The organism is Psychrobacter sp. N25K4-3-2 (assembly GCF_015351755.1).
Taxonomy (GTDB): Bacteria; Pseudomonadota; Gammaproteobacteria; order Pseudomonadales; family Moraxellaceae; genus Psychrobacter; species Psychrobacter glaciei.
On record NZ_JADKLX010000001.1, the window covers coordinates 681,464 to 706,327 of the forward strand.

The following is a 24,864-nucleotide window of genomic DNA, read 5'->3' on the forward strand; positions in this document are numbered from 1 at the left end:
GACGATACTGCTGATATTAATTTTTCGTAGCCTCTGTCTGCACAGGCACAGCAAGCAAGAAAAATTGATATTAGCAGTGCGTGATGTATCGATACTGCTTTTCACTGACTATAATGTAAAACGGTATACCCGAACTGAAAGCAAAGCGCTATTTGCATAAGCATTAAATTATTAATACATCTATTAGAATAAATGAGAAACCCTATAATGAAACAACCCTTTCAAACCCTGTTAAATCAAGTCGGACTTACCGCTTTAGTGACAGCATCATTACTATCTGGAACCGTACAAGCAGCAGATAACAATGACCATCTAAAGAGCACAGTTGATCAACAAGCCAAATTACTAATGAATGAGCATAATATTTCAGGAATGGCTTTTGGTATTATTGTTGATGGTAAATCACATCTCTATCATTATGGTTTGGCTGACAAGAAAGCCAAAATACCTGTCTCAGAAAACACTATTTTTGAGCTAGGCTCAATTAGTAAGACGTTTGCTGCTACCTTAGCCAGTTATTCAGAATTAAATGGCACACTTGCATTAGAAGATACCGCTGACAAATATATTCCTTACCTAAAAAACAGCGCCATTGGCAACACCAAGCTTATAAACCTAGCCACCTATTCAGCTGGTGGTCTACCGCTACAAGTCCCTGATGACGTCAAAAACAATGAAGAGTTGCTCCGTTACTATAAATCTTGGCAGCCTGTATTCCCTATCAACTCAAAGCGTTTATATTCCAACGCCAGTATCGGTCTGTTTGGCTATATATCGGCATTGAGCATGGACGCTGATTACACACAATTGATGGAAGAAAAAATACTGCCGTCACTCAATATGCCCAACACCTTTATCAATGTGCCTAGTGACAAGATGGCTGATTATGCATTTGGTTATAACGCTGCTGGCGATGCTATCCGAGTCAATCCTGGCATGTTAGACGCTGAAGCCTATGGCATTAAATCCACCATTAAAGATATGACGCATTTTATGGCGGCGAATATGGGGCTAGTACCGCTGGATAAAGATATTCAGCAAGCACTAAATAATAATAGAAAAGGTTACTATCAGGCGAGCACTTTTACACAAGGGTTAGGATGGGAGATGTACCCTTATCCTACTCAGCTAGATACCTTACTCGAAGGTAACTCAATGGATGTGGTGCTAAAGCCTCAAACCATTACAATAGACAATCATCCAACGGCTGTCTTAAATAACGTCTGGGTCAACAAAACAGGCGCTACTAATGGGTTCGGTGGCTATATCGCTTATATTCCTGCCAAAAAATCAGGCATTGTTATTCTGGCAAATAAAAACTATCCAAATGCAGATAGGGTCAAAGCAGCCTATACGATTTTAGAGAGTGCGATGACTCGTTAATTAATCTTGAGTCACAAAGCAACCTTATAGAAAACAGCCTTTCATTAATAATCCAGTCCGTAGGTTGGGTGGAGCTTGCGACACCCAACCTAATAGATTAAGATCAACTCTACCCTATCACTCGTAGAGTATCATGCAATATCGAAGGCACTATCATCAAGGAGCGAGTTATTTCTTCACTATCAATCTTGCGGGATCGGTTGTTGGATCACTATTACATGACGATAAAAGGTCAACATAGTCATAGAGTGTCGTTAGATATGATGTAGAGCACCAATTGATGTTTTTCACTAAAGTCGTTAAAATAGTGTGTAAACACCCTTATTTTATTGGTTTATTATGCGAAATATGTACGATTCAGATCAGCTCGTTACCCGAGTGAGCTCTAACAATTGCTTGCGATGAAGTATTGTTCAGAGCCTGATAAGGAGCTTTAGCTTCCTTACATTCATCGCCACAGTACTTGTATGCCTCTTTTATAGGGATGGCGGCGGTTATTTATGTGGCGATTAAATCAGGACCGTGGATGATAATTCATCCACGGTCCTTTTCGTTTAAGTTGTCTAACGGCAGCTTAATAGAGCGAGCAGGGCTTCCCTTGCTCGCTTTTTTTGCCTCGTTTTTAGGGGATCAAATTACTTTCGGAGTTTATTATGTCTCAAAATATTTACGATAATCAGGCTTTTTTCGATGGTTATGCTCAACTACCACGCTCCCAGTTTGGCTTAAAATCTGCACCTGAATGGGAGACTGTTAAGACCCTACTTCCAGACATTTCCGGAAAACGAGTCATAGATCTCGGCTGTGGATACGGTTGGTTTTGTCGCAGTGCACGAGAATTAGGGGCTACCGAAGTTCTTGGTATCGATTTGTCCGAAAAAATGCTGGCACAGGCACAAGAGCTCACAAATGATAGTGGCATCAGCTACCAGTGCGAGGACCTCGAGCATCTTTCACTACCGAATCAGGCTATTGACTTGGTATATAGTCAAATGGCTTTACATTATCTACCTGATCTCGCTCCGCTATTTTCTGCCATCTATCAATCACTGCAACCTGACGGTTGGTTTGTCTTTACTGCCGAACACCCAATTTATACTTGTTCGGTACGCCAAGGTTGGCTCACTGATGATGAAGGTCAGCGATCATGGGCAGTCAACAACTATCAAAATGAAAGTCAGCGCGTAAGCAATTGGCTAGCTGACGGGGTGGTAAAATATCACCGGACTTTGGGCACTATATTAAACGCGCTGATGGCTGCTGGTTTCACTATTCGCCATGTTAATGAGTGGGGCCCAACAGCGCAGCAGATAGCAGAAAACCCTGCGCTTGCTGAAGAAGCGGAGCGACCAATGATGATATTAGTGTCTGCACAAAGATAAAACGACACCAAAGCGTTTTGGTGCGACTGCCTCCATTTAGGGCTTGATATCAAGTCCTAATTACGGCACTGATACGCTTGAGATAGCAGAGACCAACCTTGAGCACTTTGATGAGGTGTGGGGTGATAAGTACCCGCATGTGGTCATCTCTTGGCGTAATAACTGGGAGGGCTTAACGGTGTTTTTCGAGTATCCTAAAGACATCAGAAAAGCGATTTATACCACCAATACGATAGAGTCGCTAAACAGCGTCATTCGTACGGCGGTGAATAAGCGTAAGGTGTTCCCATCTGATCAGGCAGCATTCAAGGTGGTGTACTTAGCAACTCAGCAGGCATCAAAAAAGTGGTCAATGTCCATCCGTAACTGGACGTCTGCTCTTAATCGCTTTATGATTATGTTTGATGACCGCATCAGCAAGCATTTAATCTAAAGGGCAGTTACACAGAATTTGGGATACCCTCCCCTACGAAGGCAACTCGATGGACGTGGTGCTAAAGCCTCAAGCCATTACAACAGACAATCATCCAACGGCTGTTTTAAATAACGTCTGGGTCAACAAAACAGGCGCTACTAATGAGTTTGGTGGTTATATCGCTTATATTCCTGCCGAAAAATCAGGCATTGTCATTCTGGCAAATAAAAACTATCCAAATGCAGATAGGGTCAAAGCAGCCTATACGATTTTAGAGAGTGCGATGACTCGTTAATTAATCTTGAGTCACAAAGCAACCTTATAGAAAACAGCCTTTCATAAAAAACCCAGCTAGATGCTGGGTTTTTACATTCAACTTTTAAGAGCACCCTTCGACCAAATAAATCGCTTCTGGTATACCGATATCTATGCTTTCTACCTCACCTTTTAATAGGCTTTTATTGTCTGCTGTCCACTCAGTCGCCTTAATCTGATAATCATTAAGTTTTTGACCGCCCTTGATATGATATTCAATTTGTAGAGGCGGCTTGTCCTGTTTATTATTAAGCTCAATATTTTCGTCTTTCAATGATTCTCCGAGTGGACCTTCTTTTATTACCTTGAAATTAACATTAGCAATCAGGCTATAGTAGTCACCATCAACTGCATATTTATCGACTTCGTAGTCAAGCTCATCATTATGTGATTTCATAACCGCTGTGGCTGAATCACCAATGTTGATGTCTTTATAAAACGTGATGCTTGGATCCTGAATACTGATCAGAGCAACTTTACCATCTATGATTTGATATAGCACAGAAGCACGTTCACCGTACTCTTTATCGACATAGCTCAGTTTCGGATTACTGACGTAATAGCATTGTTCGTTATCGCTCTTTGCTTTGGTCATTCCTAGGCTACTTAGCAGCTCAGGGGTAATAACCTGACCGAAGCTTAACTTTTGATACCCTGACGGTCTGACGGTTTGCTCATTAGCTATATCTGCTGCTTCGTTAATTTGTGCTTTATCCATAACACTCGTATCTGTAAGCGCTGGATTGACAGACATCTCATCATTCTTAGCCATGTCTTTATCTACAGTATTTGTTTGCGCAGTGCCGTCATTATTCGAAGATAAGGGCTGTGAGTCGCAGCCTATCATCAGTTGGACAGTACCGATTAGTAAAGTAGAAACCATTGCCGTTTTAATTATCGGCAATGATGATTTTGAATGAAAAGTTAACATGGCTGAACTCCATACCAGTATTTCGACTATTTTGAAATGATTTTATAAGACAGAACCTAAACTTTACGCGGCTCAAACTTCAGCGCTCTCTACCCAAGAAAACGCTTCCATGATACTCATCCATTGATCGTCTAATCCCGCTTTTAGCAATAATGGCTCACCAGTGACCGGATGGCTGAGCGCTAAAGTCTGGGCATGTAGCAGCATACGTGCGCAGTCGTATTGAGTACGAAAAAATCGATTGTGCCGTCCGTCGCCGTGGCTGGTATCGCCTACTATGTGGTGGAATAAATGTCTCATGTGCCGACGCAGCTGATGCTTGCGACCGGTCTCGGGGGTTAAGCGCATTAGACTATAGCGGCTAGTTTCATGCTTTTTTGACACCGCAAATGGCAGCTCAATTTGAGCCAAGCTCTGCCAATGGGTCACCGCCTCTTGAGCGGGCTTGTCCAAGTTGGCAAACTTATCGGCAATGGCATCGGGCTTAAAACTTAATGCATAATCAACGGTGCCCTGCTCTGGCATAAAGCCACGCACCACGGCTAAGTATTGCTTGGAAACCTTATGCGCAGTAAAAGCCTCGGTAAGGCTGCGCGCCACGGCTGAGCTCTTGGCAAACAACAATACGCCTGATGTCGGCTTATCTAACCTATGTACCGGAAATACATGGCAACCTACCGCATCACGGGTGAGTTGCATGGCAAAGCGGGTCTCTCCTTTATCCAGCCAACTGCGATGCACTAATAGACCCGCCTCTTTATTAATCGCCACCAAAAACTCATCTTCATAGATAATTTCTATTGGGTTAGCGATTTGATTGGCGGTGTCACTTTCGATATCTATGTTTTCAATGCCCATACTTTAGTTACTATTATTTTAAATAATGTAATTATATATCTACTGTCTTTTATATATACCCTTTTTATTGCCCTTTTTGTTGCCCTTTGACTGGCCTAATAAATTTGGACTGTATTTCAGAGAAATAGGCGGTATATAAATAATGGTTAGCTCAACCAATGAAAACGGTACGCCAGCCAAGCAACGATAGCGCTCACTGAGCCAGTTAAAATTCCACCCCACGCAAAATCTACTAACGCGGTATCTAAAGTAAACCCTTTATACAAAGCTAAGTTGGTAAAGTCATAAGTTCCATATGCCATCAGTCCTATCAGACCACCCAGTAAGAAAATATGACCAACAGACGCTCCTGCCTTGATTTGCGGATACAGAACCAATATACAGAGTGCCAATATATAAAACATATAAAACACGCCAGCGGCCATCATATTTGGCTCATCAGCCAATAGATGACCGATACGCGACTCATAAAAAGCCCCTTTCATGGTCGTAAGCCAAACCGCATCAACGCCCAAAAATATGACAACAGCAGCCAGATAGATAAATACGTAAGCCATAATAATATCCTTTTATAAGGGTTGCTCAGCGTTAGACGCTTTTGCACCAACACGCAACCTCAGGTCAAACAATGCGTTAAGCGGATACCTTGTCTGCCGCTGGCAAATCAGAAAAATGCAGCGTATCGATGTTATTTGGTTTGACCGCTGTTACTTGCACCACGCCGATGGTGCGCTCCAAAAATCCGCCTTCACAGTAGCAGAAATAAAACTCCCACAAGCGGATAAAGGCTTCATCATAACCGAGTGCTTTGATTTCGTTGCGCTGTGCCATAAATGCTGTGCGCCAATCGCGCAACGTATACGCATAATCAAAACCATAATCATGCAATTGTTTGATAACCATATCGGTCTGCTCAGTAAACTGAGTATTGAGCTCTTGGTTGGACAACAGACAACCACCTGGGAAAATATGGGTCTGGATAAAGTCGACCGAATCGATATAGTCTTGATAGTTCTGATCATTAAAGGTAATCGCTTGCAGCACCATCAGCCCTGTTGGCTTAAGCAAACTATTACACTTAGCAAAAAACGTCGGCAAGAATTCATGCCCGACCGCTTCAATCATCTCGATACTGACCAATTTGTCATACTGCCCAGTCAGCTCACGATAATCCTGCTTGAGGAGGGTGATTTTATCAGACAGTCCAGCAGCTTCGACTCGCTGCTGTGCCTCATTATACTGCGCATCAGAAATGGTCGTTGTCGTTATATGACAGCCGTAATGCTTGGCGGCATAAATAGCGAAACCGCCCCAGCCAGTACCGATTTCAATGACATGGTCGTCAGCACTCAGTTGTAGACGTTGACAGATAAGCGCCAGCTTATGCTGCTGGGCATCGCTCAGTGTCGTATCAGGCGACTGATATACTGCCGACGAATACATCATGGTATCGTCTAAAAACCGCTCATACATATCATTGCCCAAATCATAATGCGCTAAGATATTGGATTTTGAGCCAGATTTATCATTACTACGCAGTCGGTGCTTGGCTTTTTCAAAAGTTTTGCTGACCGCAGCGAAGCGGTTTTCTAACTGGTTAAGCACGGCTAAGTTGCGCGCTGCCAACCGAATCAAGCCGGTCAGATCATCCGTATCCCACTCACCATTGATATAACTGTCTGCTAGAGCAATTGAGCCACCAAATAACAATTGGCGATAGACGGCACTGTCATGAATCATCAACGTCACATTTAAAGGATGGCGACCCACTGCTGAGCTGCTCATCGCTTCAGCGGCTTTGCTACCAAAGCTTTGCTCTTTAGGCGCGTGCTCATCAAATGCTTCGATCAACGTAATACTGCCGAACTGCACGTGCTTTAACGCGCGAAAGATTAACTTTCGTGCCAAATTATTAATACGGTCATTGACTGGTCGCAATACGGCACTGCCATTAACGGTTTTATTAATACGTGCGGTAAATCTTCCTAATGTCGAAGCTGGATTTCTGTTGGTCGGTCGTGCTGACATCGTCTACTTATCCTTATTTAAAGGCCTTATGCTTGGACATTAGGCTCTTGAAGTCGCGTGGCTTAATTCTGAAAATTGATATTAACTCTGTACTGAGTTTTACATTTATACTGAATGTTAACTTTGCACTGGTCAAACACTGTTTTTTTTATTAGCCGCTTGCTGCTGTTTGCTATCGGCTAGCTTTTCATCATAATTAATATAAGGCACTTTTTTAATCGCATAGAGCTTAAAAGCATGCCAATAAATACGCGTTAACGACGTCATATTCATCAGCGGATTTTTGCGCAAGCTATCACGCACCGTTGCCTCGGTCATTGGTACACCAGACATTTTTATCCCAGTCTTTAGCACCTCTCCCCGCTCGTCGCTAATATCGATGGCAATGCGCACTTGTAAGCAGTTATCTCGCTGTTGTTTAACCTTAACTTGCCAGCGATAGAGCTGGTCGATAGGATTAAATGGTGAGACATGAAAGTCTTTATCATGGCAGAATTCGGTATCCGTTCCATCTAGTAAAAACCCATAATAGTGACGTTTATTCCATGGTGTATTAGAGACCTCAGCCAGTAAATGCGTTGGCTGTTGCTGCTCATTAAAGCCCAGATAGAAATTTACGGGGCTAAAGTATAGGCCAGCATTGCGGCAAACGACCAAACCCAGCATGTCACCACTTGGCGCGCTACCAGCATGGGTCATAAAAGCCTGACGCAGTCTTTGCTCAAGCTTTTGATAGCTACTGACGTTAGCTAATTTATTGTTGGCTACTCTATTATTAGCTTCTTTACTATTTTTAGCGTTTACATCGAGCGATTTTTTAGCATCATTTGGATTATTATTTTCACTTAGGCTATTTGGCTCTTGCGAACTTAATTCTTGTGATATGCTTTGTAAATAATCATCAGGATAGAACTGCTGTAATGCCTTTTTTCCTGTGGAAAATAATGGCAGTCCTTTTAAGCGCTTACGTTTACCAAAGCCTGCTATATCGACTTCAGGAAGCGCCTGCCCTGCTGCTAACGCGCTAATATTGACACCCCAATAGCGATACGGATACACAAACTTATGCACATTTGGCAGTAGCCGACTGTGCCACGTAGTCCCATGAAATAACTGGTGCGGCAAGCTGTCAGAGGTACAAGGTAACTCATGCTCTGGCATTGCGTGAGACGGATGCGCTGGGGTCGTCATAAGACTCTCTTCTATTTCAATCATTACTATACTGCTTGGTACTATGTTGCTTAGTACTATGCTGTTCGGCTTTACGTCGACCAAATAAGCCACGTTTTTTCTTTTGCATCGAGTCATTAGTGGCAGACTGTAAACGGTGAACGTAATCAACCAATTCCTGATTGGTCGTCGTTGTCACTACCTGACGCTTCGTCAGTTTGCGCGAATTTTTATCGGCTTTTACTGGTAAGTCTTTATAACGAAACGGCGTGTGTGCGCTATCGCTATCCGGCAAGTGACTTGGGTCGACTTCATCTTTTATAGTAACAGTATGACCGAGCGCCTGACACACACGTAGGCCACTGCGTACACCATCTTCGTGAAAACCATTGAACCAATATGCGCCGCAAAAATGCGTATGGAGACCACTGCCAGAGATGTCTGACCAGTTACTTTGAGCATCAATCATCGCTAGATCAAACACGGGGTGACTGTAATCAATGCGTTTAACAACCTGCCTATCGTCAATATTTTCATTAGCTGCGGTTGGATTCAGTGTGACCAAATAATTATGCTTTTTGGTCAGACGTTGCAGAATATTCATATGATAAGTGAGTACAGGTTTTGAGGCGGCCTCTACGCGCTCAGTCTTTGTAGAATCAGTCTTATCATCTATCAGATAATTCCAGCTTGCCCACGCTAGAGGTTTTTTGGGCAACACTTGGGTATCGGTATGCAGGACAGCCGTATTTTTGGTAAAGCGGAAATGACTCAACACGTCAGCTTCATCGGTACTGGCATCTTTTAGAATCTTGAGCGCGGTATCTGCATGGCAAGCAAAGATAACGTCATCAAACACAAAATTATCGATACTGTTATTAGCATTATCTTTGTTCTGAACTGTCAATAATACTTTATCACCATCACGAGCCACAGACTGTACCGGAGTATTGACTTTTACCTTGCCGCCTGCTTTAACGAAGCGGGGAATCAATTTGTTAACATACTGCTTAGAGCCACCTTTGATCGTAAACCATTGCGGGCGGTTAACCACATCGAGCAGGCCGTGATTGTCAAAAAACTGGGCGAAAAACACCAATGGGAAATCTTGTACTTCGTCCAAACTGGTTGACCAAATAGCCGATACCATCGGCAGTAGATAGTTATCGGTAAACAGCTGACCATAGCGTTTTTGCGCTAAATAATCGCCCAATGTTTGCGCAGTAAAGCCGCTGACATCTTGCCCTTGTGCACGCGCCGCATCATAATCTTGACGCAGCTGCTTGATATGCTTATTAAACTGTAGGATATCTTTGATAAATTGCCAAAATTTAGGATTGAGTACATTTTTTCGCTGTGACAATAAAGTATTGAGCGTATGACCATTGTATTCAAAATGACGCGCGATATTTTTTACTGAAAAGCTCATATCCGTTGCTTGAAACGGCACTTGTAACTCATGAAGCAAGCGAAAAAAGTTGGGATAAGTACGCTCGTTAAAGACAATAAAACCGGTATCTATTGCGCTGTTTTCTACTTTACTGTTTTTTGCTTTTTTGCCATCTTGTAGCGCCACATCGATGGTGTTTACATGCCCACCAATATAATCATTGGCCTCAAATATCGTCACATCATGCTCTGCTATCAGATAATGAGCACAAGTCAGTCCTGATACCCCCGATCCGATAATAGCGATACGCTTTTTCACGGGCACATTAGCTGAATCTTTAAAGGCATTAAGTTGTTTTTTATTGGTTGACACTGTATTCGTACTAGCACGCTTACGGCGATTGAACAGCATAAAAGCATTCCTTTCTATATTTTTATTTTTGCTATTATTTGGATGAGCGATATTTTATAAATCTCAAAGTCTTATTTTTTATTCATTTTTTCACTGACCCGTTGCCAGACTAGATCTGGCAATGTACCCAGCACTTTTAATGGCAAGGTAAGTTTTTTGGGAAATTCGATCACGTCATGCCCGCTGGCAATACCATCGCGTATCGCTTGGCTTGCCTGCTTTGGTGTCTGTATAAATGGCATAGGAAAATCATTTTCTTTGGTCATCGGTGTTTCGACAAAGCCCGGAACCACTAAGCTCACCGATACATCTTGCGGTGCGAGACTAATTTGCAAGGTTTTCATTAAATAATGGATAGCCGCCTTTGAGCTACCATAGGCTTCGGCACGAGCAAAAGGCACATAAGCAGAGGCTGAGCCAATACCGACTAAGCGACCTTTTGAGGCAATCAGCTTTGGCAACACCCCTTCGATAGCGTGCGATAACGTGCCCATATTGACTGACATGACTTTCATAAACACACTACTGTCAAAGTTTGGCATGTCTAAATATTCACACATGCCAGCACCGCAAATCGCCACATCAATCTGGCTAATCTTGTCAAAGGCTGCAATGACTTTTTCTCGATCCATGAGATCCAAATCGATCGTCTCTGCCCCTAGTGCTTTCAGCTCAGCCAGCGCTTCATCATCACGTCCAACGGCATGGACATGATGACCGTCTAACAGATAGTCTTTGACCAGCTGCTTACCAATGCCTGAGGTCGCGCCAGTGATAAGTATGTGTTGTTTTTCGGGAGCGTTTGTCATCGTTAATATCCTTTTTAACCAGTTTTATCATATAGAAATCTTAACCGCCATGATGCATTAATCGCTCATTTTTTATGTTTATTGATAGTGAGTATTAGTAGCATTTACATTAACCAAGCATGGCGCTTATTTACCAAATCTAAATAATTATAGTATAAGGCTGCATCTCTATTGTTGTGACTTCGCAATCAATGACGCACAAGTCATGGTATCAATGTGACATATACTTGATCAAACAAAGGTTAAAACTCTCTGCAAAAGCGTCATTTTCTGTTACCGCCTCTATGAGACAGCGTAATAGCAGCATGCTACAATGCCAAAACTGGCAACCTTTATACTGAGCGCTAACGACTTATTATTCAGTAATAGCCATGTATTATTCGGTGATGCATGATATGCATAATAAAATGACGCTAAAAACGCTTAAACCATCTTATAACGTGTCCTGATAACGCTTAAAACGTTATATAATTACCAGCAGATTTTCACCAACCCACTCCCATACAAAAAGGAGCTCTCATGAGCGAATTGCAATTGTCTGACCGTGTCAACAACATCAAACCATCTCCTACCTTAGCAATCACCAATAAAGCCAAAGAGCTAAAAGCTTCAGGCAAAGACATTATTGGTCTAGGTGCTGGCGAACCTGATTTTGATACGCCAGAACATGTCAAAAAAGCAGCAATCGATGCCATCAATGACGGCTTCACCAAATACACTGCTGTCGATGGCACCCCAGAGCTAAAAAAAGCTATCATTGAAAAGTTTAAGCGTGATAACGACATCAGCTATGAGCCAAACGAAATCTTGGTATCAGTCGGTGGTAAGCAGTCCTTCTTTAACATTGCCCAAGCTTTTATCAATCCTGGTGATGAAGTAATCATTCCAGCACCGTACTGGGTCAGCTATCCTGACATGGTCATCATCGCAGAAGGCGTGCCAGTTATTGTTAAATGTCCAGCTGAGCAAGACTTCAAAATCACCCCAGAGCAATTAGAAGCTGCCATCACTGACAAAACCAAAATGCTGGTATTGAACAGTCCTTCTAACCCAACGGGTATGATTTATACGTTAGATGAGCTAAAAGCCATCGCTGAAGTGCTGAAAAAGCACCCACAAGTCTATGTGGCCTCTGACGACATGTACGAGCACATTCGCTGGACGGGTGATAAGTTCTACAATATCTTGAATGCTGCGCCTGAGCTTAAAGACCGCGCGATTATCCTAAATGGCGTGTCAAAGGCATATGCGATGACTGGCTGGCGTATCGGTTATGCTGGTGGACCTGCTAAGCTGATCGGTGCGATGAAAAAAGTACAGTCACAATCAACCTCATGCCCAACTTCTATCAGTCAAGTCGCCGCCGAAGCTGCTATCAGTGGTGATCAAAGCGTACTAGAGCCTATGGTCGCGGCATTTGAAAAGCGTTGTGATTTGGTCGTTGATGGTCTAAACGCGATCAAAGGTATTACTTGCCTACGTCCTGATGGCGCATTTTATGTCTATCCTGATATCAAACCACTCATCAAAGCCGCTGGCCTATCGTCATGTACTGAATTCTCAGAATGGCTTTTAGAAAAAGTTGGCGTTGCGGTCGTTCCTGGCGATGCCTTCGGTCTGGGTGGTTATATGCGCATCTCTTACGCCACTGATGAAGCGACGCTAAAAGACGCCTTATCGCGTATCGAAAAAGCGGTTGCTGATTTAGACGTTGCTGAATAACGATTATAGTTAAATCTACTATAAACAGTAATAAGCATTAGAAATATGTAAATAAAAAAGACGCCCGCATAAACGATATGTGGGCGTCTTTTTTACTGTGGTTTTAACAGCTATCGGTAATGAAAAACGTCTTAAAAGCCTTCATCATCCTATTAAAAATCATTAATGTTGCTAATTATGCAAAAAAAGCTTGACGTATTTTTTATCTTTGCTAGAATACGCCCCACTTAGCAAGAACTCGTTAGAGACTTTCTAAGCTCGTTGTAAGCCATTAACACTTACAGCTTATTCTCCAATAGCTCAGTTGGTAGAGCAACGGACTGTTAATCCGTGTGTCCCTGGTTCGAGCCCAGGTTGGAGAGCCATATTTTAGTAGTAAATTTTTTGAGTCATCTTTGATTCGATTATGGCATTTGCCAAGACCCTCATCACTTTGATGGGGGTTTTTTTATGGGTGTTATTTATTGCTTTATGTTTTAGATATTACTAAAAACATTTTACTACCGACTCATGAAAACGACCATCAGTACTTATAGTCAGTCCAATATTAAAAAGATACAGCTGGACTGGGATGAATTTTTTGCAGCCTCTGTCGGCATAGGCACAGCAAGCCAGAAAAATTCATCCCAGTTTCGCGTTATTAAACAACGTATCCATTTACTTAATATTAACTATAACTAACGGCCGTATTTTAAATTATTATCGGTAACTATCCCTCAGTAAATATCTCTCGGTAAATACAAGCAGTTACGGCAAGAAAATTGAAATATGCGCTTGTTCTTTATTTTCTTGGATGACGTTATCATAAGCTGAGAGTTGATGATCAGTGAAGCTATTGGTCAGATACCACATGGTTGTAAATATCGCGGTCAATAGCACTGCCATTACGGCAACGATGATCCATAGCGGTGTTTCACTGGTCAGTGTGTGCTTAATCTGATCAGGAATCGCCCAAAATGGTGAAAACTCGTTTTTATTACCACGCAAATGCTCAATCTCATCACCCAAACGCGAGATAAGATAGCGTATCTTTTCTGGCGCCTCTAAACGATACTTTCCTTGAAAGCCAAGCAACATCGCATAGTGATAGACTTCTAACGCTGGCAGACGCCTCTCTCCTTGTTCACGCAGACCATCTAAACGCTCAAAGAACTCATTGCCAGCGATTTGCGAGCCAAACAAATCTAACTGTAAAGGGTTTAGCTCCCAAGCGTCCTTTAACGTTTGAAACTCTAGCTCTTGCGACGTCATGATTGTTTCATCAATCAGCGCACAATAAGCGTACTTGGCTTCGTGAATATCTTCTGACAAAAAGCCTTTTTTACGAGCGTTCATTTCGAACTTATCTAAAAACTCGTATATTTTTTGACGGAACTTACGCGGTTCGGTACTAAAATAATGATTACGCAATAAAAAAACCAAGTAAAAGCCGTCATACATGATATCAACCAGCGACTGGCTGCTGATGCGTCTATCAAGGCCATTCGCTGATACTTTTGATGCCACCTCGCCTGAATCTAGCAATGAAGGCGCAGAACCCATTGAATTATTTGCTGACATGATCGTTCCTAATACTAATTAGTTGAAATACAACTGAATAAAAGGGTTTGGTCAAAAATTATCTGTAAGCGAAAATTGAGTGAGATATTTTAAATATAAACATCAATTTTTCATAAACCCTTATTCATAAAATTTCTCAGAAAAACTACTGCACGATGGCCATCAGCTCTATTTTTAAGTCATCAAAGCCGTTCGGTACATAAATACAGATAGACTCAGACTTAATCATCTCATCATACAGCTCACCGACCGGTTCAATAGTGAAGTAGCTAAAGCCTGGTCTTACCGGTATCGCACTAGGTACTTGGGTGACATGCGAGACTGGTGATCCCGGTAGTGCTGATAGTACCCGCTTCTCTACCGCGTCTGGCGTTGCCACTTTAAAGCGTCTTGGAACGATATCAATTAACTCATGCATCGGTAGCGATGAGCTAACAGACAGATACAGCTGTGAGCTACGAGTAATCTTGTCACTGCTCAGCTCCCCTGTGTAGTAAGACGGTTTATTTTGACGCAAAGGAATAGAGATAAAGTTGCTAGCAATCACCGTATTGAGCAGCTCACGAATGATCAAAATGATATTAATAAAAGACTCATTGGCACTGTTATGCTGATAAGAGGGCAAATCACCCACTTTATATAATGAGCTAAAGGTCGCCAATTGACTGGCAACATTCAATAGCGCCTCATAAAGCCGTTCTGGATGTAGCTTGGCATTATTATATAAATGGCTGAGCTGAGAGTATGCGGTATTCAGCGTATGTAAAAGCCAAAAAGACGCAATGTCTGATGAGCGAAACTCTAGCAAATCATTGTTAGATTGACGATGATGGTCATAGAGAGAGGTGGACTTGGTATTAATCATCGTCATCAAGCGATAGACTTGGTTGACCAATGCAGGATTACTGGTGATATGGACGCTAGGTACAATATAATCCTCGTCCACTTGGTAGACACCTTGGGTGGTACGCAGCAACTTAGCAACTAGTAAAGAGACGGTATCTTGACTGGGCGCTTGAGCAGAATGGCTCAGCTGCAAGCTTGGCGACAGTTGAATAACATCGATCATCGCTTCGGCAGCTTGACTGTACAGATCTTGTGCCTCGACCGTATTTCTCACATAGCGTGCTGGGTTATCGCTTTGTTCTGTCTGTATATTGCTACCGCCACTATGAACAATCTCAAGGCTCAAAAACACGAATATCTCATCGTCGTTACTGTGAGTATCAAGCGTGATTGGCTTTGGCAGCGCATCGGTACGTGGCGCTTGATAGATAGTGCCGTCTGGTAGCACACCGTAGATGCTTTGGAAGCTTAATAAATTGCTCTCTAGCAACTGCTTATCAATTTGTACGTCTGCTATGCCATAAGCATAAGGGTGCATCAGTGTCATACTTAGTGCACGTTGCGAGTTATGATAGCTGTCTTGAATCTGAAAATGCTGGGGTCTTAAAAACAGTCCCTCTCCCCATAATACTCTATGTTTACTCAAGGCTATCTCCTACAAGCAGCTAACCAGCGGTTGCTGATAATATTTAAGTTTGGTGGTAAAGTCAGGCACTAACTCTGGATTGACGCCTTCTTTGATATTGATATCACAAGCGCCAACATTTAAAACCAGCGTTTGGTCAAAATCGATACTATCAAGTGGTATCAATACCTGCGAGCGTTTTTGCGTATGTCTCAGTCCAACTTTGATGGCAATAAACTGTGCATCCTGTGGAATACTTAGCTTAAGACTCGTGGCACGATTGGGAATGACGCTAACTTCTTTAGCAGCCCGCTCCTCTACCTCGGCGAATTGATTCTCTTCTTCTAAAAATCCAATATAAGCCGTACTCGCAGTGCCTTGTTTGGCACGTCCAGCATTGGCATTAGCCGCAGGCAGAATTTGCAGAGTAATACTTTGGCGTTTTAGCTGTTCTTGTAATGCTTTTTGCTCGTCATTCATTGACTCAAGCCTTTGTTGCTGCTGCTCTAGTTGCGCTTTTAGATTTTGCAAATCTTCATTCATTACCGTGCTTTTATGGCTAATAACGTCTTTCATGCCATCGATGACGGAGGCTTCGTTAGTGGTGCCTGACTTGCCAGCCAGTACAGACGCAGTACTATCAGACTTACTAGCCCCACTGAGGCTACATCCTGATAGCGTGGTCGTTAATACACAACCAAGAGCCACTGCCGCTATAGATAATTCCATACATTTGTCCATATTATTTCTGTATTTTGCTTTGTTATTGTCGTTATTGACTGGTCAAAATCTCTGCCATTTTCGGGCGACCAAGCACGCCTTTTTTGCGCAGCTCAACATGACCCAAATCCATCATACGCCAGTCACCACCCCACACTAGTCCAGCCGATTTTGCTACTTTACCATATAACTTGTAGCCCTGCATCGCCCATGGATCCTTTTCAGTAATCACAATTTTACCATTTCTAATAAAGGCGCTATCGCCTGCTAGACCAAACTGATGATAGCTCTTATAAGATCCTGCTTTGGTGACATTTGGGCCTTTTTTGAGTAAGCGTGCTTGCCTTCCCGGACTACGATAGCCCTCTAACAGCACCATGTCATAACCATACTGATCACTCATCACCTTATAGACAGTCAACAGCCGTTGGACAAACTCAGAGTTCATTTTATTCCAATTACGGTCAGCATTTCTGATGTTAATGTGCCCATTGCTGATATGCGATGCCAAAATATCACCCGAGTAGCCCGTACTATGGTCTTGGGTATTTAAATCAGACAGGTCAGGTTCAGGGAGCATTAAAGGCCTTTGTACTGGTGACGCGTCTGTCGCCACCTCTGGCCAATAGCCCTCGTCGGTTTGCGTGGCTTGATAGCTAGCAATCTCTGCTTCTAGCTCAGCGAAAAGCTCGGCGGGCGGCTCAGGTGGCGGTCGCAAACGCTCCCCGACCAGTAGTTGACTAATTTGCGAATTGGCGGTATTCAATGAGTCATCTTGAGCATGATAAACCTCAAGAGAGTTATGCGTAATCAGAAAATAACACCCCGCTGTCGTCGTGAGAATGGCTAAGACAGATAAAACAGGAACGATAGGAATGCTGTGATACGAGATACGTGGCACAACTGGCAGATTGAGCGTGGGGCGTCGAAATTTGATCGCTGAGATGCCTTGCCAAACAGTGCTCACCTTATTAAACAGTCGCTCATACAGCTGACGATCAAAAAGCATGATAATCACTGTAATGGAGACAAGCGTAAAAAGGATAACGACCAAATACATCATAGGGAAAATAATGGCACAGTGAGGCATAAAGAAAAACAGCGGGCAAACTAGCAGTGAAGGCTAAGGTTCAGCCATCAGCATGTCGTAGCTGGCTATTATATAGACAGATGAGATGTTTTTTTATAAAAAACCCAACTTAATTGTATTTTTTATAAACTGGCTATATTGACTAGTGATATAGCATGGCGATGAGCAAAAATCGAGAAGAAAGACCATCTTATGCTAATTAACCAAGCAAAGTAATGATACATGGTAGCGGGAAATCTTCAAATACCATAAACTACCTCTAATAAAATTATGTAGATAAGGGGTATGGCAAGTGGGCGTAAAAAAGCTAATAACTTACGGGCGCTATGCTCTTGCACTTTTTTTAGTCATTTATCTGTTATTGGTTTGGATGTACTTTAAAGATAATACGCTGCAACTTACCTCTGCAAGACTTCTCTTATGGTTTGTAATTATTCCAATAACTTTGTTTGGCTTTATCATGTTTATCAGATGGCGACAAAAAAAATCAGAAGCAGAAGAACTAGCGCCAACTCAGAAAATAAGCAAAAAAATAAAGACACCACCTATCGATTCCTATCAATTGTTTATAGATAGTAGTATCTGTCTACCCGAAGGGACTAGTTGGTCTGAGATTATAGACAATGATGACGATCTCACGGTATTGAGTGAGGCGCTATCAGACTTTGACGGCTTACCAATATTAACCAAGTCGATTGAGGGTGTCATCACCGAACAAACAGCGCTCTACGCTTACGATAATGAGCTAGATAACGAGGCATATCCTGAAGACGCGGCTGAAAACCTAAATGAGCTAACAGTGCGTCTATGGGCATTGATTGATAATCAACTTACCACAAGTGATGATGCACTAAGTGTACTGGCTCAGCATTTCGAGCGCATTATGCAACAAAATATCCATGAGCCAGATTCCGCTCTCAGTATCCACCCAGAATGGCAGCAACACTATATCGCGAGCGCACAGGAAGACCCTTCTGGAGATGACAACCTCCCCATTATTTCATTGTCTACGCTGTCTGTTTATTTGTCTATTCCTGAACTGGCTGATGCTAATTATCTGGTTGAAAAGCTAAAACAGCAATTGGCAACCTATGGCATTCCCGAGCAGCTACTCACTATTCAGACCATCATCGCTGATGAAGACCCAAATCTTCCTAATAAAAATGCTCGTCATACAGACTCTTTTCATAATAGCCATGACGGTGCTGATAGCGAGTCCTATCAGCCGCTGCAATTTATTCATGAGCAACTTATTGCCTTGACCAAAGCTTCAACCCCCGAGATTTGTCTTTTTATCACCGTCGACTCGCAGATTAATGAGCAATGGCTTGAAGCAAATTTATATGCAGACAACGCCTCCAATCTCTTGCCTACCGAAGCCAGTGTATTGCTAATTTTTTATAACAAAGCCGCCAAAGACCTTCTCGATCTAGATCACAAGGTGCGTTTTTCCATGACTGAAATTGGCGATGCGCTACCCAATGATGCCAGTAGTATGGCCGCTGAGATGCCGAAGCAGGCTAATAGCAATACTCGCCAGCATTATTTAGCAAATTTAAAAACGATAAAACAGCTGTTACTAGATAATTCATTTGCTCTATTAGATCGCCATGACGACAAAACCAAGGTAGAAGAAAAAAAATCAGCGCAGGCCATTGACAATAAAACAACAATGACAGATGCGTTAAGTGAAAATAGCATCACCCTCTTGTCAGACATTAATCCAGCAACACAACCTTACGACTTATCCATACTTATGACATTTATCGATGAATTTATAGCGCAAGGGGCGCTAGTAAATGACCACCATTTAGGGCATTATATGCCTCTGAACTCATGGTTACAGCCTTTTTTAAGTCTCGCACTGTTGGTCAGCGCCGCCAAAGACCAGCCACAGGAGTCTGACATTAAACTCCTTATTACCCAACATAAGCGCTGCTGCGTAGTATGGCTTGCGGAATCCAACCAAACACTTTAGCCACTTTTAGTTCAGTTAATATTGCTCGTTTTATCGCTTATATCAGTCATTGTTTATGATGAAATGATGACTCTCTATTATTTCAAGATCACATTAGGTAGCAGGCATGTTCTCAAGGTTTTTTCATCTCATCTACAATCCAAGAGTGTTATTGGTCTTAGCTATCATAGTCGCTCTGGTCTTACTCTATGATTATGTCGCGCTACAAACCTTCTTCGTCATTATCGGTGTCTCCATAACCTGTCTGCTACTAGCATGGTTTGGCTACTACTGGTGGAAAAAGCGTAAAAAGGCGGCCGCTGAGCTTGCAGATTTAGTAGAAGACAATAACGATGAAGGCACTAATAGTGTCAATAGTAGTGCCGCTAAAGACGAGAATGCACAGGAAGTACAGGCCTTACGTCAGCAAATGCAAGACGCCATTAAGACCATACGTAAGTCAAAAATTGGCGATCAAACTGGCAAAGCTGCACTATACGAGTTGCCATGGTATATGGTCATTGGCAATCCGGCAGCGGGTAAAAGCTCGGCGGTACTTCACTCTGGGCTAAAATTCCCGTTTATGGAAAAAACCAACAAGCTGTCGGTACAAGGTGTCGGCGGTACTCGTAACTGTGATTGGTTTTTTTCTACCGAAGGCATACTACTTGATACCGCAGGACGCTACTCTGCCTACGAAGATGACCGCTCAGAATGGCTGTCGTTTTTAAACCTATTGAAGAAGAACCGCCCCAAAGCGCCTATCAACGGTATTATTATCGCCGTTAGTATCGCTGAGCTTACCAAAAATGATCCTAGTTACGCGCTGAACTTGGCTAAAAACCTGCGTAGCCGTGTGCAAGATTTAACAGAGCAATTAGAAGTTTATGCCCCCGTTTATGTGGTCTTCACAAAAATGGATTTGGTATCAGGCTTCCGTGACTTTTTTAATGATTACGAGCAAGAAGAGCGCGGGCAAGTATGGGGCGCGACGATTCCCTATCCCGAAGACCCTGATAGCATCAATATCAGCGATGTGTTTGAAGAGCATTTTGGCGTGCTGGTCAACGGTCTAAAAGATCTTAGCACCACTAAGTTGTCTCTGCGTCACCAACGTACGGTATCTCCGAGTCTGATGACTTTTCCCATGGAGTTCCAGTCACTGCGTCCGATGATTAGAACACTGATGCACGCCTTATTCGAAGACAACCCTTTTCAGTTTAAGCCCATACTACGCGGGTTTTATTTCACCAGTGCCTTACAGGAAGGGCAAGTCAGCAGTCAAATGACCTTGCAAATGGTGCAAAATTACGACTTGCAACCACCTGCAGTGCCTTTAAGTGCTCAGCAAGAAGCCGCTGACAAGCCTTACTTCTTGCATGATTTATTTTCTAAAGTCATCTTAAAAGACAAGCATTTGGTCAAACAACATAAAAACCGCAACAAGCGTAGCCATCGCGCGCTGGCCACCCTCGCCTCTGTGGTGGTGCTATGTACAGCAGTTGGTTTATGGACTTGGTCTTATGCCAATAACAAGCAATTGACTGAACGCGTAGAGGCTGACTTACAGCAAGTCGCGCTGATGCAAAAAAATACTAATGGTGATTTGCAGTCGCAACTTGAGTCGCTTACTATCCTGCAAAGCCGAATAGAGCAACTCGAAGGCTACGACGAGGATCGTCCGTTCTCGCTGAGCTTTGGGTTATATCAAGGAGATAAGCTCAAAGAAAAACTGCTATCTGAATATTATAATGGTGTAGGCATTATCGTATTAGCACCTACCAAACAGAACATTGAAAGGTTTCTGACCGACGTCAATACGAATGCGGCAGATCTAAAAGTGCAGGAGGCAGCAACCTCAGCAGTCGAATCCGAAACCGTGAGTAACGACGCTTATATACAATCTGACCCTACCGACGTAGAGGATGCTTATAATGCGCTGAAAGCTTATCTGATGCTGGGCAATCATGAGCACTTAGAAACCAGCCATTTGAGCGATCAGATGACACGTTTTTGGCGCACTTGGCTTGAGTCCAACCGTGCTGATATGCCGCGTGACAAGATGATTCGTCAGGCTGAGCGCATCTTAAGCTTTACGCTTTCTCATGTCGACGACCCTGCTTTTCCACTCATTCAAAATGACTTGGGACTGGTGGATAAAACTCGTACGACGTTGTCTAAAGCCAGTAAAGGCCAGCCTGCCCGTGAGCGTGTCTATTCTGAAATTAAAATGCGCTCCTCTGCTCGCTTTCCATCGGTGACTGTCGCACAAATTACCCAAGACAGTGCCAATGAAGTACTGCTAGGCAGTTATGTGATCTCCGGCACCTTTACCAAGCAAGCATGGGAATCATTCGTGAGTGATGAGATCGATAGAGCTGCCACCAATAGAGTGGTTGCCGACGATTGGGTACTTGCGACCAGTAGCAAAGATGATTTGACCCTAACTGGCAGCCCTGAACAAATACGTCAATATCTGGTCAATCGCTACAAGCAAGAATACGTCATTGAATGGAAGCGCTTTTTATCACAGGTCTACATCCGCGATAGTAAAGGCTTCGACGATCATGCGCTCTTATTAAATCAGCTGTCTAACGCCACCGAATCACCACTAAAAACACTATTTGAGACGGTAGATCGTCAGACCCAGTGGGACAATAAAGCCGCAAACCAACCCGCAGCGAATGGCTCCAACTCTCGGCGCTCATTTGTCAATTGGTTCAAGCAAACGATCCTGCGTCAAAGCCCAGCTGAGCTTCGTCAAGCAGAAGCGGCGATGAATAATGGCAATAATAACAGTACTAATGAGGCGGCGGCCATCCCTGCCAGCACCGGCATGGTAGCGCAGGAGTTCTCCTCAATACACAACCTAGTCACCCCAAGAGAGGACAATCAAGACTTATCGCTATTAGACAACTATTTGGCAAGCTTAGGAGATATTAGAACGCGGTTCAATAACATAGCCCGTAGCGATGACATCGGTCCTGATGCCTTGTTATTTGCTTCGCAAACGCTCAGCACTGAAGGCTCAGAGATGACCAAGTCCTTGCAGATATTAGATGAGCAAATACTTAGCCAAGCCAACTCTGAAATAAAACAGCTGGTACGTCCATTATTAAGCGAGCCGCTAACTCGCTCATTTACGATGCTCCTCACCCCGACTAAGGCTGAGATTAATAAAGTCTGGCAAGCACAAGTATACAAGCCCTTTTTGGATAACTTGGGCAATAAATATCCATTTACCGCCAATGCTAACTTGGAGGCAACCCCTGCTGAGATTGGACAATTCTTCGGGGAAGATGGCTATGTCGCCAAGTTCGTCAACGAAACCTTATCGCCCTTTATCATCCGCCGAGGCGATCAAATCTCAAGTAAGATTTGGAATGGTGCAGGCTTAGGTCTGAATCCTAAGTTCGTCGCTGATTTTGGCAGATATTTTGTCAACTATACTGGTGGCAATGCCGGAAGCTCTTCAGGTGCGAGTAGTGGCAGTGCCACTGCCAATCAAACCACATTCCAAATCATGCCTTTACCGGTTAGCGGTTTGACCGAATATACGATCGTCGTTGATGGACAGCAGCTGCGTTATCGTATGGGTACGCAAGCATGGACGACGTTTGTATGGCCAAATCCAAGTAGCCAACCAGGAGCCAGCATCAGAGCCAAAAACTACGATGGCAAGGATTACACCATATTTGAGGAAGCTGGTAGCTTTGGCGTTGAAAGACTGATCAATAGTGCTCGCCGCACTGAGCTTGGCGACAATATCTTTGAGATGGCATGGTCAGGTGATGGCATCACTATTCCGGTACGTTTTAGAATCATCAGTGGTAGCAGTAGCACAGCCAGTCAAGGGCGCTCTAACAACCCCTTTACTGGTATGAAACTCCCTAACGAGGTGATTGCCCTTGGGGTCACACGCACGGCAAGACCTGTTACGGATAACAGTGCAGCGGCTAATACCCCTAATAGCAATAATGCTCGTGAATCAACCGGTCAAAATACTCAGCAAACGAGCACAGTCCCTCCAGTAGCAGGCGTGTTGAACTTGGCTCCTAGTACAGACGCCAATACAGGTGTCAATACAGATGTCAACACCAGTGCTACCACGAGTAACGCTCAGAACACTGAGGACAATAGTGGCAATGGCACACAAACTGCCTCGTCTCCAACTACGTCTACCTCTGAGCCGCGGGAGTCAACGCCATGACTACTGAATCACTACCCTTAGTTTATTTTGGCAAATTACCAGCTCGTGGAGACTTTATCAGGGCGCGCGCTCATATCGCTGAGACCAATGCGATTGATCAATGGGTCAGTCAAGCCTTGGCAATATCAGAAAACTTATTCAGTGACGCGAGTTACTCGTTGATAGACAGCCCACCGACGAACAACATTACTTTTTTGAACTTTAGTCACGTAGATACGGTATCTAACGAGATTATTACCGGCGTCCTGCTTCCTAGTCATGACAGTAGCCATAGAAACTATCCGCTTATAGGTTTTGGTGTGCTTCATCTCGATAAACCAAAAAGCTGGATGAACTATCTGCCCGTTAAGTCATTAACGCTGTGGAATGAGACTTATGAAGTCCTGAGCGTGGCCAAATCTAAAACCGATAGCGCTGAGGTTATGGCGGGTCTGAACGACGGTCAGCTTACCGTCAATAAAAACGCCAGTACCCACTATTACGATTTTATCAATACCACCACATTGAACGACATCGCGATATTGATGAACATCAGTAAATCACAACTGATACAACAAATCATAGCCACAGGCTTGTTATTCTTACCGACTTATAGCAAAGGCTTTAGCGGTCTGAATAAAGCCATATACTGGACTCTGACCTCCGATAGAGAAAACGCCATACATATGGCGACTTTTTGGCATGATCTTATTAGCGGTTTTTATCAGCCACACCAGCTCTATCTGAATACGTATCTGTACCGAGTTTCGAGCTGCTACCGCCTACTCCTGAGCTTTACCAAGCCGGACGGTCGCATGCTTAGCCAGCTGGCAAGTAGTGAGGACAGTCATCCCGATGATTGGGTAATCATTGCTCATAGTGACTGGACACAAAGCTATATCGATGAAGATATCGGCTTGACTCGGTTTAACAAAATATTGTTGCAAGATGACCTTTATTTATACGATACTAGACAACTGTTTAAAAAAACCTTCTTGGCACAGTAGCTATTCGATAATTGGTCGTTAACAAGCATACTTTCAATAACAGTAAGATTAAAAAA

General features: G+C 43.3%; 18 protein-coding genes, 1 tRNA gene and 1 pseudogene. 9 read left to right on the forward strand and 11 right to left on the reverse strand.

The genetic code is table 11. The features are described from left to right. Window positions 1-207: 207 nt before the first annotated feature. The 4 genes and pseudogenes from ampC to IOD06_RS02725 all read left to right on the forward strand — a co-directional run bounded on the left by ampC (window position 208) and on the right by IOD06_RS02725 (window position 3,475). Complete coding sequence (ampC, locus tag IOD06_RS02710; RefSeq protein WP_010200011.1) at window positions 208-1,383, forward strand: class C beta-lactamase; 1,176 nt, start codon at window positions 208-210, stop codon at window positions 1,381-1,383. A 653-nt stretch (window positions 1,384-2,036) separates the two neighbouring features. Next, entirely contained in the window at window positions 2,037-2,765 is a 729-nt protein-coding gene (locus IOD06_RS02715; protein WP_194618977.1) for a bifunctional 2-polyprenyl-6-hydroxyphenol methylase/3-demethylubiquinol 3-O-methyltransferase UbiG, read from the forward strand. A 97-nt stretch (window positions 2,766-2,862) separates the two neighbouring features. Beyond that, a pseudogene (locus tag IOD06_RS02720) lies at window positions 2,863-3,198 on the forward strand (transposase); the annotation flags it as partial. A gap of 49 nt (window positions 3,199-3,247) precedes the next feature. Then, window positions 3,248-3,475, forward strand: coding sequence for a serine hydrolase (locus IOD06_RS02725; RefSeq protein WP_227669854.1), 228 nt, complete (start codon window positions 3,248-3,250; stop codon window positions 3,473-3,475). Between the two features lie 84 nt (window positions 3,476-3,559). On the opposite strand, the gene IOD06_RS02730 is transcribed toward IOD06_RS02725, so the two are convergent. The 7 genes from IOD06_RS02730 to IOD06_RS02760 all read right to left on the reverse strand — a co-directional run bounded on the left by IOD06_RS02730 (window position 3,560) and on the right by IOD06_RS02760 (window position 11,092). Beyond that, window positions 3,560-4,426 (reverse strand): hypothetical protein, encoded by an 867-nt coding sequence (locus IOD06_RS02730; RefSeq protein ID WP_194618979.1) that lies wholly within the window; start codon window positions 4,424-4,426, stop codon window positions 3,560-3,562. A gap of 72 nt (window positions 4,427-4,498) precedes the next feature. Continuing rightward, entirely contained in the window at window positions 4,499-5,284 is a 786-nt protein-coding gene (truC, locus tag IOD06_RS02735) for a tRNA pseudouridine(65) synthase TruC (protein ID WP_010200016.1), read from the reverse strand. A 146-nt stretch (window positions 5,285-5,430) separates the two neighbouring features. Next, window positions 5,431-5,841: a DUF2177 family protein gene (locus tag IOD06_RS02740; RefSeq protein WP_010200017.1), complete on the reverse strand. Its 411-nt coding sequence runs from the start codon at window positions 5,839-5,841 to the stop codon at window positions 5,431-5,433. Window positions 5,842-5,917: 76 nt separating this feature from the next. After that, window positions 5,918-7,312, reverse strand: coding sequence for a cyclopropane-fatty-acyl-phospholipid synthase family protein (locus IOD06_RS02745; RefSeq protein WP_194618981.1), 1,395 nt, complete (start codon window positions 7,310-7,312; stop codon window positions 5,918-5,920). Window positions 7,313-7,444: 132 nt separating this feature from the next. Beyond that, on the reverse strand, window positions 7,445-8,503 hold the full coding sequence (locus IOD06_RS02750) for a DUF1365 domain-containing protein (RefSeq protein WP_227669855.1): 1,059 nt from the start codon (window positions 8,501-8,503) through the stop codon (window positions 7,445-7,447). Window positions 8,504-8,519: 16 nt separating this feature from the next. Then, window positions 8,520-10,283: an NAD(P)/FAD-dependent oxidoreductase gene (locus IOD06_RS02755; RefSeq protein ID WP_194618985.1), complete on the reverse strand. Its 1,764-nt coding sequence runs from the start codon at window positions 10,281-10,283 to the stop codon at window positions 8,520-8,522. A gap of 71 nt (window positions 10,284-10,354) precedes the next feature. Further along, complete coding sequence (locus IOD06_RS02760) at window positions 10,355-11,092, reverse strand: SDR family NAD(P)-dependent oxidoreductase (RefSeq protein ID WP_194618987.1); 738 nt, start codon at window positions 11,090-11,092, stop codon at window positions 10,355-10,357. A gap of 519 nt (window positions 11,093-11,611) precedes the next feature. Here IOD06_RS02760 and IOD06_RS02765 point away from each other — a divergent pair. Both IOD06_RS02765 and IOD06_RS02770 read left to right on the forward strand, forming a co-directional pair. Further along, entirely contained in the window at window positions 11,612-12,814 is a 1,203-nt protein-coding gene (locus tag IOD06_RS02765; RefSeq protein ID WP_194618989.1) for a pyridoxal phosphate-dependent aminotransferase, read from the forward strand. Window positions 12,815-13,103: 289 nt separating this feature from the next. Further along, a tRNA-Asn gene (locus IOD06_RS02770) sits at window positions 13,104-13,179 on the forward strand. A 382-nt stretch (window positions 13,180-13,561) separates the two neighbouring features. On the opposite strand, the gene icmH is transcribed toward IOD06_RS02770, so the two are convergent. The 4 genes from icmH to IOD06_RS13570 form a co-directional block, all read right to left on the reverse strand. Beyond that, window positions 13,562-14,374 carry a type IVB secretion system protein IcmH/DotU gene (gene icmH, locus IOD06_RS02775; RefSeq protein WP_194618991.1) on the reverse strand — a complete coding sequence of 271 codons (813 nt, stop codon included), beginning with the start codon at window positions 14,372-14,374 and terminating at the stop codon, window positions 13,562-13,564. A gap of 145 nt (window positions 14,375-14,519) precedes the next feature. Next, the gene (gene tssK, locus IOD06_RS02780; protein ID WP_194618993.1) at window positions 14,520-15,866 is read right to left on the reverse strand and encodes a type VI secretion system baseplate subunit TssK; all 1,347 of its coding nucleotides are present in this window, start codon (window positions 15,864-15,866) and stop codon (window positions 14,520-14,522) included. A gap of 9 nt (window positions 15,867-15,875) precedes the next feature. Next, window positions 15,876-16,574, reverse strand: a complete 699-nt coding sequence (locus IOD06_RS02785; RefSeq protein WP_194618995.1) for a hypothetical protein — start codon at window positions 16,572-16,574, stop codon at window positions 15,876-15,878. A gap of 43 nt (window positions 16,575-16,617) precedes the next feature. After that, window positions 16,618-17,574 carry a M15 family metallopeptidase gene (locus IOD06_RS13570; protein WP_227669856.1) on the reverse strand — a complete coding sequence of 319 codons (957 nt, stop codon included), beginning with the start codon at window positions 17,572-17,574 and terminating at the stop codon, window positions 16,618-16,620. A 541-nt stretch (window positions 17,575-18,115) separates the two neighbouring features. On the opposite strand from IOD06_RS13570, the gene IOD06_RS02795 reads away from it, so the two are divergent. The 3 genes from IOD06_RS02795 to tagF all read left to right on the forward strand — a co-directional run bounded on the left by IOD06_RS02795 (window position 18,116) and on the right by tagF (window position 24,808). Beyond that, window positions 18,116-19,633 carry a hypothetical protein gene (locus IOD06_RS02795; RefSeq protein ID WP_194618997.1) on the forward strand — a complete coding sequence of 506 codons (1,518 nt, stop codon included), beginning with the start codon at window positions 18,116-18,118 and terminating at the stop codon, window positions 19,631-19,633. A gap of 106 nt (window positions 19,634-19,739) precedes the next feature. After that, window positions 19,740-23,822 carry a type VI secretion system membrane subunit TssM gene (tssM, locus tag IOD06_RS02800; protein ID WP_194618999.1) on the forward strand — a complete coding sequence of 1,361 codons (4,083 nt, stop codon included), beginning with the start codon at window positions 19,740-19,742 and terminating at the stop codon, window positions 23,820-23,822. Beyond that, window positions 23,819-24,808 carry a type VI secretion system-associated protein TagF gene (gene tagF, locus IOD06_RS02805; RefSeq protein WP_194619001.1) on the forward strand — a complete coding sequence of 330 codons (990 nt, stop codon included), beginning with the start codon at window positions 23,819-23,821 and terminating at the stop codon, window positions 24,806-24,808. The genes tssM and tagF overlap by 4 nt, the downstream gene beginning before the upstream one ends. Window positions 24,809-24,864: the final 56 nt, after the last annotated feature.